The 12782-nt window shown below is 63.4% G+C and carries 12 protein-coding genes; 3 read left to right on the top strand and 9 right to left on the bottom strand.

Annotation, left to right across the window (positions count from 1 at the left end):
- Positions 1 to 101: 101 nt before the first annotated feature.
- Positions 102 to 719, bottom strand: a complete 618-nt coding sequence (locus BW994_RS04245) for a hypothetical protein (RefSeq protein ID WP_029310441.1) — start codon at positions 717 to 719, stop codon at positions 102 to 104.
- A 227-nt stretch (positions 720 to 946) separates the two neighbouring features.
- Positions 947 to 2404, bottom strand: a complete 1458-nt coding sequence (locus tag BW994_RS04250; protein WP_029310442.1) for an MDR family MFS transporter — start codon at positions 2402 to 2404, stop codon at positions 947 to 949.
- A 170-nt stretch (positions 2405 to 2574) separates the two neighbouring features.
- Here BW994_RS04250 and BW994_RS04255 point away from each other — a divergent pair, with 170 nt between their 5' ends.
- Positions 2575 to 3153 carry a DUF2889 domain-containing protein gene (locus BW994_RS04255; RefSeq protein ID WP_029310443.1) on the top strand — a complete coding sequence of 193 codons (579 nt, stop codon included), beginning with the start codon at positions 2575 to 2577 and terminating at the stop codon, positions 3151 to 3153.
- A gap of 244 nt (positions 3154 to 3397) precedes the next feature.
- Here the strand turns inward: BW994_RS04255 and otnC are convergent, their stop codons facing one another.
- The 7 genes from otnC to BW994_RS04290 form a co-directional block, all read right to left on the bottom strand.
- The gene (otnC, locus tag BW994_RS04260) at positions 3398 to 4036 is read right to left on the bottom strand and encodes a 3-oxo-tetronate 4-phosphate decarboxylase (RefSeq protein WP_029310444.1); all 639 of its coding nucleotides are present in this window, start codon (positions 4034 to 4036) and stop codon (positions 3398 to 3400) included.
- Positions 4033 to 4929, bottom strand: coding sequence for an NAD(P)-dependent oxidoreductase (locus BW994_RS04265; protein ID WP_029310445.1), 897 nt, complete (start codon positions 4927 to 4929; stop codon positions 4033 to 4035). Before BW994_RS04265 ends, otnC begins: the two co-directional genes overlap by 4 nt.
- Before the next feature lie 67 nt (positions 4930 to 4996).
- Positions 4997 to 5884 (bottom strand): NAD-dependent epimerase/dehydratase family protein, encoded by an 888-nt coding sequence (locus BW994_RS04270; RefSeq protein ID WP_029310446.1) that lies wholly within the window; start codon positions 5882 to 5884, stop codon positions 4997 to 4999.
- Between the two features lie 56 nt (positions 5885 to 5940).
- Entirely contained in the window at positions 5941 to 6927 is a 987-nt protein-coding gene (locus BW994_RS04275) for a substrate-binding domain-containing protein (RefSeq protein ID WP_029310447.1), read from the bottom strand.
- A gap of 46 nt (positions 6928 to 6973) precedes the next feature.
- A complete protein-coding gene (locus tag BW994_RS04280; protein ID WP_051657109.1) occupies positions 6974 to 7990 on the bottom strand; it encodes an ABC transporter permease in 1017 nt (338 codons plus the stop codon).
- A complete protein-coding gene (locus BW994_RS04285; RefSeq protein ID WP_051657110.1) occupies positions 7987 to 8973 on the bottom strand; it encodes an ABC transporter permease in 987 nt (328 codons plus the stop codon). The genes BW994_RS04280 and BW994_RS04285 overlap by 4 nt, the downstream gene beginning before the upstream one ends.
- Positions 8970 to 10547, bottom strand: a complete 1578-nt coding sequence (locus BW994_RS04290) for a sugar ABC transporter ATP-binding protein (RefSeq protein ID WP_051657111.1) — start codon at positions 10545 to 10547, stop codon at positions 8970 to 8972. The genes BW994_RS04285 and BW994_RS04290 overlap by 4 nt, the downstream gene beginning before the upstream one ends.
- A gap of 193 nt (positions 10548 to 10740) precedes the next feature.
- Here BW994_RS04290 and BW994_RS04295 point away from each other — a divergent pair, with 193 nt between their 5' ends.
- Both BW994_RS04295 and ltnD read left to right on the top strand, forming a co-directional pair.
- Complete coding sequence (locus BW994_RS04295; protein ID WP_029310451.1) at positions 10741 to 11790, top strand: LacI family DNA-binding transcriptional regulator; 1050 nt, start codon at positions 10741 to 10743, stop codon at positions 11788 to 11790.
- Between the two features lie 79 nt (positions 11791 to 11869).
- A complete protein-coding gene (gene ltnD, locus BW994_RS04300) occupies positions 11870 to 12772 on the top strand; it encodes an L-threonate dehydrogenase (RefSeq protein ID WP_029310452.1) in 903 nt (300 codons plus the stop codon).
- Positions 12773 to 12782 lie beyond the last annotated feature (10 nt).

Consider the following 12782-nt stretch of genomic DNA (forward strand, 5'->3'; position numbering starts at 1 on the left):
AAGAAGCAAAAAACTTTTGGACTCCAGGTCTGGGACGTTGAATCGTTTGCGCGACTGGCGGAGGGGCGGGAAGTTTTTTGGAAGAAAGACCAATTTACTCCCTACCGCGTCACGGCCAGCGGATCGACCTTGATATCCCGCGCGGTCAGTCGCATCCAGAGCCCGGCGGCGAGCAGGCCGAGGCCGGCGGTCAATATGGCAATGCCGATGAACTGTCCGGGCGCGGCCAGCAGATGGTCGAGGATGACGATGGCAGGGACGGCGAGGCCGACCGCGATCAGTTCCCAGCCGACCCAGATGCCGAGGATCAGCAGGCCCAACATGATGAAAGTGATCTGAAACAGGACGGCGGCGTTCTGCTGATCAAGGCTGAGGCCGTTGAGCGGGGCGGGGATGCCGAGGCCCTGCCACAGCACGATCCAACCAAAAAACGCGACAAAGCACCAGAACAGTTTTTGTGCGTTCTCGGCATGGGCGGGCGAGCGGGCGCGGACCTGGCTGATCGACCAGGTGCCGAACAGGCCGGCAACGCCGACGGCCAGGGTGAGGATGCTGGCGCGGGGCGCGAGCAGCACCAGCGCATCGTTGACCAGGAAAATCATCCCCCAGAGCAGCAGCACATCCGCAAGCCCGGCATAGACCAGTTTGCGGGCGATGCCGCGCTTGAGGCGGGCGACTTCCTCGTCGATGTTGGTGCGGGCGCCGATCGGTAGGGTCATGGGCGCATGGATACAAGCGCGGTTTGTGGCGTCAATTGCGGTGTGTGAAGTGGGGTAGGAAGGAAGGTCTGCTTTTTTGTAAAAAAGCAGCAAAAAACTTTCATTAATCTGGTGCACAGACCCGAAACCAGCACGGACCAAATTAAAAAAGTTTTTTTTGCTTCTTTTTTGTTCACAAAAAAGAAGACTCTGCTTGCCTTGTCTTATCTTGCCCTGAGCCGAATCCCTCAGTGCGCAATCGGCTCAGGCTCGGAATCGATTGTTTCGCGCAGTGCGACGTCTTCCACTTTCAGGCCGATCAGCAGGCCGATCGCGGCGAAGCCGGCGACGGCGAGGAAGGTGATGTGGAATGCGGCGGCCAAGGCCGGGTTGAATCCGGGGGTGGTGGTGTGGTGGGCGTTGCCCAGGGCATCGATCGCGTTGCCGAGGCGCATGGTGAGGATGGTGCCGGCGAGGGTGGCGCCGAATGCGCCGCCCATGGCGCGCAGCAGCAGCAGGGTGGCGGTGGCGGCGCCGACATCGGCGCGGGGTGCGGCGTTCTGGATGGCGACCAGGGTGGAGGGCAGGATGAAGCCGAGGCCGACGCCGACCGCGAAGCAGACCGCGACGATCAGGGCGAGGGGGAGGGTGTCGGGCAGGATGCCGAGCAGGAGGAAGCCGAGTGCGGTGGCGGCGAGTCCGACGAGCATCAGGCCTCTGGTACGGCCGAGTTTGCGCGCGAGTTGGCCGGAGGTGTAGGCGCCGATGGTGCTGGCGACGAGGAAGGGCATGATTTCCCAGCCCGACTGGGCGGCGTTGGCGTGGAAGACCAGTTGGAAGAACAGCGGTAGCGAGAAAATGGCCGAGAACATGATCAGGGCGGTGAGAAAACCGATCGCGACCAGGCGGTTGAACGAGCCGTTGGCGAACAGGCGGACCGGCAGCAGCGGGGTGGAGGCGCGTTGTTCCCAGGTCCAGAGGGCGGCGATCAGGGCGAAGCCGGCGACGAAGACGCCGATGACCGGCACGGACAGCCAGGGGTAGGTGTGGCCGCCCCAGGACAGGCCGAGCAGAAAGGCGGTGACCGCGAGGGTCAGTAACCCGGCGCCGGCGAAATCGATTTTCCCGCCGCGGGTGACCTGGCGGAGCTGGCGCAGGCCGATCTGGCTGAGGATGAGGGCGGCGATGCCGAGAGGGAGGTTGAACCAGAAGATCCAGCGCCAGGTGAGATGATCGGTCACCCAGCCGCCGACCACCGGGCCGGCGGTGGAGGCCACACCCCAGGTGCCGGCGAGCCAGCCCTGGTATTTGCCGCGTTCGCGCGGCGAGACGACATCGGCGATCGCGGCCTGGGAGATGGCGAACAGGCCGCCGCCGCCGATGCCTTGCAGGGCGCGGGCGGCGACGAGTTCGGGCAGGGTTTGGGAGACCGCGCAGAGGCAGGAGGCGATGACGAACAGGATGATCGAGGGGATCAGGGTGGTTTTGCGGCCGAATTGATCGGACAGGCGGCCGTAGAGCGGGGTGGTTGCGGTCGAGGTGAGGAGGTAGGCGGTGACGACCCAGGACAGATGGGCGAAGCCGTGCAGATCGGCGCCGATGGCGGGCACGGCGGGGATCACCACGGTCTGATCGATCGCGGCGAGCAGCATGCACAGAATGATGCCGAAAATGACCTGTAGCCGCTGCTTGTGGGTGTATTCCATGAGGCCCCGTTTGAAGATTTGCATCATTGTCCCTGCGCTGGCGGGGGGCAATGGTGTTTATGCGATAAGGTGCAGCAAGGCTGACATGCATCAGCGGGCCGCGGGTTTGCATGGTGGGCGCGGCTCGCTTACCGTATGCGGCAATCACATTCAGAACGAGAGATGCCCAAATGCCATTGAGCCCAGCGGAGTCCCGCGAATTGCTGCATCTGCGCGACATCGATATCCGCGGCTATCTGCGGACCGACGGCATGCTCGATATCGAGGCGCATATGGTCGACACCAAGACGTATAGTTTCGGCAATCATGATCGCGGCCAGATCAACGCGGGTGAGGCGCTGCACGGCATGTGGCTGCGCCTGACGGTGGATACCGGGCTGACGGTGCGACGGGCGGAGGCGGCGATGGATTCGACACCGCATGCCATCTGCCCTGGGGTTGCGCCGAATTTCGCGCGGTTGGAGGGGCTGACGATCGGGCGCGGGTTTCTGAAAGGGGCGATGGAGCGCGTTGGCGGCACCCAGGGCTGCACCCATCTGCGCGAGTTGCTGCAGCAGGTGGCGACGGTGTCGATCCAGACGATGTTCAGCATCAAGGCGCACAAGGCGGCGCGCGAAGGTGGCGCGAGCGAGGACCGGTGGGAGATTCCGGCGGCGTTGCTGAACTCGTGCCACGCCTATGATGAGGAGGGTGAGTTGGTGAAAGCGGTGCGGGAGCGGGCGGCGGCGCGGGCGCTCAGCGCGGTATAAGTGGCTCTTGAGGCAAGCAAGGCCAGGGGCTCTGCCCCTGGACCCCGTTAAAGGCGGAGCCTTTAAAATCCATTAGTTTTAGGGGTAGGGAGGGCGGCAGCCGGGCTCTCCAACAGTGTGGTCTGGACGCCCTCCCTACCCCTAAAACTAGCGGGTTCTAAGGGCCTCGCCCTTAGTGGGGGTCGAGGGGGCAAAGCCCCCTGGCCTTGCTTGCCTCAAGAGCCACTTCAATCATACGCCCGTCTCAGTGCGCACCGAATTTCGTGACGAGGGCCGCGACCTGATCTGGTGTCAGCATCCGTGGATTGAGGTTGCGCAGCAGCAGGACCAGTTTGGCCGTTTCTTCGAGTTCCTCGATGGCGAAGACGGCGGCGTCGAGTTTTTTGGCGGCGACGACGGGGCCGTGATTGGCGAGCAGGACGGCGCTGTGGCGGCCGGCGAGGCCGCGGATGGCGGTGGCGACGGCGGGGTCGCCGGGCATGTGGTAGGGGATCAGGGCGAGTTTGCCGACGCGCATGACAGAGTAAGGGGTGATCGGCGGCAGGGCTTCAGTGGGGTCGAGATCGGGCAGGGTGGAGAGGGCGACGGCGTGGGTTGAGTGGAGGTGCACCACCGCGCCGGCATCGGGCCGTGTGTCGTACAGCGCATCGTGCAGCGGGATTTCCTTGGTGGGTTTATCGCCCGAGAGGAGGGTGCGGTTGCGGTCGAGCCGGGCGATGCGGGCGGGGTCGAGGAAGCCGAGCGAGGCATCGGTGGGGGTGCAGAGCCAGCCGCCGTCATCGAGGCGGACGCTGATGTTGCCCGAGGCGCCGGGGGTCAGGCCGCGCTCGAACAGAGAGCGGCCGAACCGGCAGATGGCTTCGCGGAGGGCGGATTCGCTCACGATTTGGGGGGCAGGCCGTTCAGTTCGGCGATGATGTCCGACAGCATGGGCACGTAATCGTCACCATGGCCGGTGCCGATGGCCAGCGCGTAGGAGTTGCGCACGGCGGTGGCGATCGGGTTGGCGGCGTTCTGGGCCTGGGCGAAGGCGTTGAGGTAGGAGGTGTCCTTCAGCGCGTTCGAGAGGGTGAATTTATGGGCGTTGCGATCGCGCCCGACCACGTAGTTCATGTAGGTCTGGTAGAAGCCGCAATCCATCCGCCCGCCGCTGATCACGCTGTGGAAGGTCTCGGCGCTGAGGCCGGATTTTTCCCCGAGCATCAGCGCTTCGGCGTAGAGCGCGCCGTAGCCGAGCGAGAGGAAATTGTTCAGCAGTTTCATGGTGTGGCCGGTGCCGGTGGGGCCGGTGTGGATCATGCGCTGGGAGAAGGTTTCGATGATCGGGCGGACCCGGTCGATCGTGGCCGGATCGCCGCCGACCATGACATCGAGCGTGCCCTCCCAGGCATCCTTGGGGGTGCGGCCGAGCGGGGCGTCGATCAGGGTGATGTGTTCGGCGGCGAGGCTGGCCGCGAGTTTGGTGGTGACCGAGGGATCGGAGGTCGAGCAATCGACGATGATCAGCGGTTTGCCGGCGGCGGCGAGACCGTGTTCGCCCTGGGTGACCGCCATGACCTGGTCGCTGCCGGTGACGCAGAGGAAGACGATGTCGCTTGCTTCGGCCAGGGCTTTCGGGGTCTTGGCTTCGGTGGCGCCGCGACCAATCAATTCCTCGACCGGGGTGCGGTTGCGGTGGCCCATGACCGTGAGGGGATAACCCGCCTCGATGATGTTTTTCGCCATGCCGTGGCCCATGAGGCCGACGCCGATGAAGCCGATTTTGTCTTTGGTCATGTTGGGCCTTTATAGAAAGAAGAAAGGAAGTAGTCCTTTTTTGAAAAAAAGGACCAAAAAACTTTTGTCAGTTGACGTAGTCGCGCCAGTGGTGGGCTTGTTTGAAGCCCAGGACTTCGCGGGTTTTTTTGTTTGAGAGCAGGGTTTCATATTTCGATAGTTCGCCGTGGACAGGGACGCCGGGGTAGAAGCGGCTGAGCAGTTCGGCAGTGGGCAGGTCCGACGAGGTATCGCCGCTGGCGGCGTTGAACACCTGATAGCCGAGCCCGTCCTTTTCGATCGCGAGGCGGCAAATCTCGCCGAGATCACGCGCGTCGATATAGCTCCAGGCGATGCGCTTGCGAAAACCCGGATCGGCGAAGAATTGCGGGAACTGGGCGTATTCATGCGGCTCAATCACGTTGCCGATGCGGATCGCGTAGATGTCGATGCCCGAGCGCAGGGCAAAGGCGCGGGCGGTGCGTTCGTTGCAGATTTTCGACAGCGCGTAGCTGTCCATCGGGTCGACTGGGTATTCCTCGTCGAGCGGGAAATATTCGGGGTTGCGCGGTTCGTTGGCGAACACGAGACCATAGGTGGTCTCGCTCGAGGCGATGATGACTTTTTTAATGCCGAGCTTCACCGCCGCTTCAATCACGTTGTAGGTGCCCATGGTGTTGATGCGGAACACCTCGTTGTCCGGCGTGATCATGATGCGCGGGATGGCGGCGAAATGGACCACCGCATCGATCGGTTCCGGGCGGAGCGACGGGTCGAACTCGTGTAGGCCGGTATAGCTGGACAGGGCGTTGAAGACCTGGCCGGAATCAGTGATGTCGGTGATCAGGGTGCGGACTTTGGGATTGTCGAGCGGCTTGGTGTCGAGGTTGAGCACGCGGTAGCCGTGCTCGACCAGATGGGCGACGGCGTGCTTGCCGGCTTTGCCGGTGCCGCCGGTGAAGATGATTTTTTTCATGAGGGAGACTCCGTATCGAGGGAAAGTCGCCGGCGGCTGGGCCGCCGGCGTCAGGGTCAGAAGTGGTACTGGTCGATATTGGCCGCGGTGAACACCAGCGGCTTGCTGAAGACGATGACTTTGTCCTTCACGGTGTAGGTGCCAAGCCCGGCGACGGTGAAGGTGTCGTTGGCTTTAAGCTTGTCATCGGCGGCGAGGCGGGAGACGTTCATGACCAATTCGCCTTCCTTGACTTCATCCCACAGCGGGCTTGCCTTGATGATGCCGTCCTTGACGTATTGGCGGATCGAGTCGGGGTCGCTCGCGCCGGTGACGAAAACCTTGCCGGTCCGGCCTAGTTTTTTCACCGCGGCGGCAGCACCGACTTCGGCGGCACCGTCGGGCGCGATGATCGCGGTGACATCCGGATAGGCCTGCAGGATGTTGAGCCCGGCCGAAAGCGATTTCGAGGGGCTGGATTCACCATATTGCGTGGTCACCACAGTCATTTTCGGAAAATTCGCGGTCATGTAGGTTTTGACCGCGCCGAGCCAGGCGTTCTGGATCGCGGCATCCGGGGTCGAGGACAGGATGGCGACTTTGGCGTCCGGCCCTGCATATTTTTCAACCGAGTCGACCATCGCCTTGCCCATTGCGGGGTAGGAGGTGTTCTGGATGAAGAAGTCCCGCGCATCGGGGGCGACATCGGAATCGTAGCTGACCACTTTGATGCCCTGTTTCATCGCGCGTTCGAGGGCGGGGGCCGGCTGGGTCGGGTTGTTCGAGGTGATGGTGATGACGTTGAAGCGGCGGGCGATCAGGCTGTTGATGATATCGACCTGGCCCTGTGCGGAGGCGGTGACCGGACCGGTGTAGAGGAACTGGATGTTGAGTTTTTTAGCGGCAGCGATGGCGCCTTTTTCGTTCGCCTTGAACACCGAAAGGCCGATGAGCTTGGGTACCATGGCGACCTTAATGCGCTTGCCCTGGGCGTGCGCGGGGGCGATGCCGGCGAGGCTGCAAAGGGCCGAGGCGAGAAGCAGGGTTTTGGTGATGGATTTCATGGAAAGTCTCCGCTGATGCTGTTTTTGGTTCAGATTGATGGTTTGTTCAGGTGTTCGGCGGCGCGGCCTCCTGTTTGCGGGAATTGATCAGGCGCAGCAGGAGCGCGCCGTAGCCGAAGCCGCGATCGGACAGCAGGTTTTTCGCGGCGATCGAAACCAGGAGTATGCCGCCGGTCAGCATGGTGGTGACCATGTCGGAAAACCCGGCGATCAGCATGCCCTGGCGCAGCACGCCAAGGATCAGCACGCCGAGGGCGACACCGAGAATACCGCCCTCGCCACCAAAAATGCTGACGCCACCGAGCACGACCATGGTGATGGCGGTGAGCAGCAGAATATTGCCCATGTCCGGCCGCACCGCATCGTAATAGGAAGCGAGCACAATGCCGGCGAAGGCGGCCATGAAGCCGCTGATGCCATAGACTTTGCGCAGCAGATCCGGCACTGCGACGCCGGCGTAATGCGCGGCATCGCGGTTGTAGCCGACCATGATGATGCGCCGACCAAAGCCGGTGCGGGTGATCAGGATCGAAAATCCGACGGCGATCACGATGAACATCAAAAGCTGCACCGGCAGGATGCCCTCGATGGTGCCGCTGCCGAGCACGGCGAAGGGCTTGCCGAACCCGTAGGGCGGCGAGGCGCCGGCCAGCGCGGTCGCGACGCTGGAATAGATGAAGCTGGTGGCAAGCGTTGCGATCAGCGGTTCGATCCGCAGGCGCGTGATCACGATGCCGTTGAGCCAGCCGAGACCAGCCCCGATGATCAGCGCGATCAGGCTGGCGAGCCAGATGTCGAGCCCGGCCGATTTGGTCAGGATCGCCATGATCACGGCACTCAGGCTCGCGATCGCGCCGACCGAAAGATCGATCCCGCCGGTGAGAATAACCACCGCAAGCCCGATGGCGACGAAGCCGAACGGCAGGAATTGCTCGGTGATCGCAAGGGTGCCACCGAAACCGGCGTAGAACCCGGGGATCAACGTGCAGAAGGCCAGAAGCAGGACGAGCAGGATGATGGCGAGGGTGCGGTCCCACGCTTCGCGTGGCAAAAACCGGTTCATCCTGCACCTCCGCGCCGGGCGCCGAGGGTGACGGCGGCGACGATCATCAAGCCCTCGCCTGCGGAATACCAGATGGCAGGCACGTGCAGGAACACCAGCGCGGTGATCACGACGCTGAGAAAAATACTGCCGATCACAGTGCCCGCGAGATTGCCGCGACCGCCACTGATCAGCGTGCCGCCGATCAGCGCAATCGCGATGGATTGCAACTCGACATGGTCACCGGTGCCGGTGGTGGCGGTGGCGGAGCCGGTGTAGGCGACGAAGACCAGACCCCCGAACGAGGCGAGGGCACCCGCGATCATGTAGACGAACAGCAGCGTGCGCTTGACCGGAATGCCGGCGTTATAGGCAGCGACAGCGTTGTTGCCGACCGCGAGAATGTTGCGGCCGAACACCATGTGGTTCAGCACGAACCAGGCGAACAAAGCCACGCCAGCAAGGGCGAGCACCGGCGTCGGGATCGGCAGGCCGGGGATCAGGTTGGCGTTGCCGAACGCGGCGAACTGGTTGGAAACCTGATCGACCTGGGTGCCGTTGGAGACGATGAAGGTCAGGCCGCCGAACAGGCTGTAGGTGCCGAGCGTCGCAATGATCGGCGGGATACGCACCCAGGCGACCAGCAGGCCGTTGAAACTGCCGAGTACGGCGCCCAGGATCAGGCAGAGCGGCAACGCGGCGGCGAGCGGCAGATGAATGGTGGTGGAAGCAAGGCCGAACACCACGGCGCTCAGACCCATCACGGCCGAGACCGAAAGATCGATCCCGCTGGTCATGATCACAAAGGTCTGGCCGATCGCGATCAGGCCGAGCACGACGGCGCTGAGCACCATGAACTCGAGGTTGTCGTAGCGCATGAACTGCGGTTTGATCAGCCCGACGCCGAGCACGATGGCGATGGTAACGACCAGCAGCGTAATCTCGCGCACCTCGCGCCGTGGTTTGCGCTTGCGTGGTGCGGCATCGAGCGTCGTGGTGCTCATGCCGGCGGGCTCCCCGCGCCGAGGAAAGCGGCGCCGACGCTGGCGGCGGTGATCTCGGCGCCGCGCAATTCGGCGGTGATCCGCCCGGCATAGATCGCGACGATTCGGTCGCACAAAGCGATCAACTCCTCAAGTTCCGACGAAATCACAATGATCGCCATGCCCGCATCGGACAATTCCTCGATCAGGCGATAGATGTCTTCCTTGGCGCCGACATCGACGCCGCGGGTCGGTTCATCGAGGATGGCGACCGAGGGGTTGGTGCTCATCCATTTGCCGAACACGATTTTCTGCTGATTGCCGCCGGAGAGTTCGCGCATCGGCTGTGCCGGTCCGCGCGCGCGAACCCGAAACCGCGCGATGGTCTGCTTGGCAATCTCGGCTTCGCGCACGCGGTCGAGCAGGCCGACGCCGCGCTGCAGCCTGGTGATCTGCCCGGCGGTGGCATTGTCGCGGATCGACATCGGCAGGATCGCACCGTGGCGGGCACGATCTTCGGGAACATAGACCAAGCCCGCTTCGATGATGTGCGGGATCGAGGCGGTGGTGATGTCCTGCCCGTTCAGCATGACAGTGCCTGCGGATTTTTCGCGCAGGCCGCAGATCGCCTCGGCGATTTCGGTGCGCCCGGCGCCGATCAGCCCGGCGAAGCCGACGATTTCACCGGGATGAACATCGAGGTCGATGGCGCGGAAGGCGGTGGGGTGGGTCAGGCCGCGCACGGTGAGGGCGGGGGTGCCGACGCCAGCACGGTGGATGCGCTTGCGGTCGAAGCTGAGGCTGCGGCCGACCATGGCGCTGACCAGGCGCGCGCGGTCGAAGCCGGTGCGATCGACCTCGTCGGTCACCGCACCGTCGCGCAGCACGCTAATGCGGTCGCTGATGTCCATCACCTCGTCCATCCGGTGGCTGATGAAACCGAGCGTATAACCATCGTCGCGCAGGCGGCGGATGATGCCGAACAGGAAACCAACTTCGCGTGAGGTGAGCGGCGAGGTCGGTTCGTCGAACAGAATAATGCGGCAGCCGCGCAGCAGGGCCTTGGCGCATTCGACCAGTTGCTGCTGGGCGATGCTGAGGTGGCGGGCATCGTCGCGCACATCGATATCGAGGCCGAGCGTGTGCAGCGCCGTCTGCGCGCTGGTGCGGATGCTGCGCCAGTTGATCCGGGCGGGAATACCATGGGTGGGCAGCATGCCGAGATACATGTTTTCCGCGACGCTGAGTTCCCCCATCAAGGCGGGTTCCTGCGGGACCAGGTAGATGCCCTGGGCTTGGGCGGCGTGCGGGTTGCGCAGGTCGAGCGGTGCGGCATCGAGCGTGATGGTGCCGGCGTCGGGGCGGTGGATGCCGGCGAGGACGCGGAACAAGGTGGATTTGCCGGCGCCGTTTTCGCCCATCAGCGTATGGACCTCGCCGGGTGAGAGGCTGAGGCTGACGCGCTTGAGCACGCGGTTCGCGAGGAAGCTCTTGTCGATTGCGAGGGCGCTGAGCCGACCGCTGCGCGGGGCAAACGCCTGATCGGGCGCCTGATCTTGACCGAACGCGAGCGTTGGCGGTGACGTTGCGAGCACGTTTCGTTTCCCTTTGCGCGGTGCGGTTATAATCGGCTGCCCGGCTGAGACCGATATAGGCGGGGATTTTTGGTAGCGCAACCAAAATCTGACAGCGCTACCATCTTGCGCGGCGAACAAAACTTCGCGATACTCGATGTTAATTGAAACAGCCGCGTTCAATCGCGGGACAGTTTGGAGAGACGCGCCGGTTATGGACCCATCGTCCGCCTCGTTGCGCCCGCGCGAACCGCGGCGCGGCCGCCGTACTGCCGTGACGCTGAGCGACGTGGCGGCGGCGGCCGGTGTTTCACCGATCACGGTATCCCGCGCGCTGAATACGCCTGAGACGGTTTCGGAGGTTTTGCGCGGGCGGATCAACGCGACGGTCGAGGCTTTGGGCTATGTGCCCAACCGGATGGCGGGTGCGCTGGCCTCGGCCAAGACACGGGTGATTCCGGTGATCGTGCCGTCATTGTCGAACGTCGTGTTCGTCGAGGTGATCGAAGGGATTCAGGAGACGATCGAGGCGGCAGGCTATCAGATGCTGCTGGGCAGCACCGATTATGATCTGGATCGTGAGGCGGCACTGGCTTCCACCTTGTTGGGTTGGGCGCCGCCAGGTGTTTTGCTCGCGGGATTACGGCATCTGCCGCGCACGGCGACGCTGTTAAAGAACGCCGATGTGCCGGTGGTCGAGTTCATGGAATATGGCGCGCGCTGCATCGACATGAATGTTGGCTTGTCGCACGTGCGAGCCGGCGCGGTGATGGCGGCGCATCTGCTCGAGCGCGGGTATCGGCGGATTGGGTTCGTCGGCACGCGGATGCGCGATGATTATCGGGCACGACAGCGTTATGAAGGCATGCGCCGGCATATTGCCGAGGTCGGTGGGGCAAGCGATATTTTGTTTGAGTATCCATGGGGACCAGGGCAGGAGGTTGGGTGGCATGCGCTGGCCGATGTTTTGGCGGCGGATCCGCAGGTCGATGCGCTGTTCTTTGCTAATGACGAGATGGCGGTGGGGGCGGTTTTGCGGGCGCAGCGCGATGGCATTGCGGTGCCGGGGCGGGTTGCGGTTGCGGGGTTCAATGGCTTGCCGATGAGCGCGTTGGTGACGCCGGCGCTGACCACGATTACTTCGCCGCGAAAAGAAATCGGCAAGCAGGCGGCGACCATGCTGCTATCCCGGATCAACGGCACCCCGCCCGTGCAACGCCGCATCGACGTAGGTTTCGTGCTCGAAGCCCGCAGCAGCACATGATCGAAATGAATAAAAGTTTTTTGGTTCTTTTTTTCAAAAAAGAACTGTCTTCTTTCCTTTTTGATTTGGAGTTCACCCCATGACTACGCCCCGCATCGCCGTAATCGGCCTAGGTTCGATGGGTTTCGGCATGGCGGTATCGCTGGTACGTGCGGGGTTCGATGTGGCCGGCTACGATGTGGTTGCGGCGAATGCGCAGCGCCTTGCCGACGCCGGTGGGTATGTGGCGGCAACGCCGGCGGCCGCCGCTGTGGGTGCGGATGCGGTTGTGTGCGTGGTGGTGAATGCGGCGCAGACCGAGGCGATCCTGTTTGGCGCGGATGGTTGTGCTGCCGCGATGGCGCCGGGTTCGGTGTTCATCTCCTGTGCGACGATGGCGCCGGATGTGGTGCGGGCTCTGGCGGCGCGGTTGGAAGGGCAGGGGCTGCATTATCTGGATGCGCCGATCAGTGGCGGCGCGGCGCGGGCGGCGGAAGGCAAGCTGACGGTTCTGGCCTCCGGCAGTGCGGCGGCGTTCGAGCGGGCGCGACCGGTGTTGGGGGCGCTCGCGGCGACGCTGCATGAGCTTGGCGATGCGCCGGGCATTGGCGCAGGCTTCAAGATGGTCAACCAGTTGCTGGCCGGGGTGCATATTGCGGCGGCGTGCGAGGCGGTGGCGTTCGGCGCTTCACTCGGGCTGGATTTGCGGAAACTCTATGAGGTGATCACCGGTTCGGCCGGCAATAGCTGGATGTTCGAGAACCGGGTGCCGCATATTCTGGACGCGGATTATGCGCCGCGTAGTGCGGTCAATATTTTTACCAAGGATCTGGGAATCGTGCTCGACATGGCGCGGACAGCGCCGCTTGCGGTGCCGATGGCGGGGTCGGCGTTGCAGTTGTTTCTGATGACGGCGGCGGCGGGGATGGGGCGGGATGATGATGCTTCGGTGGCGCGGTTGTTTGCGATGATTTCCGGGGTGCAGTTGCCGGAGGGGCAGTAAGTCCGTCGTT

This window comes from Acidiphilium rubrum, assembly GCF_900156265.1.
Classification (GTDB): domain Bacteria; phylum Pseudomonadota; class Alphaproteobacteria; order Acetobacterales; family Acetobacteraceae; genus Acidiphilium; species Acidiphilium rubrum.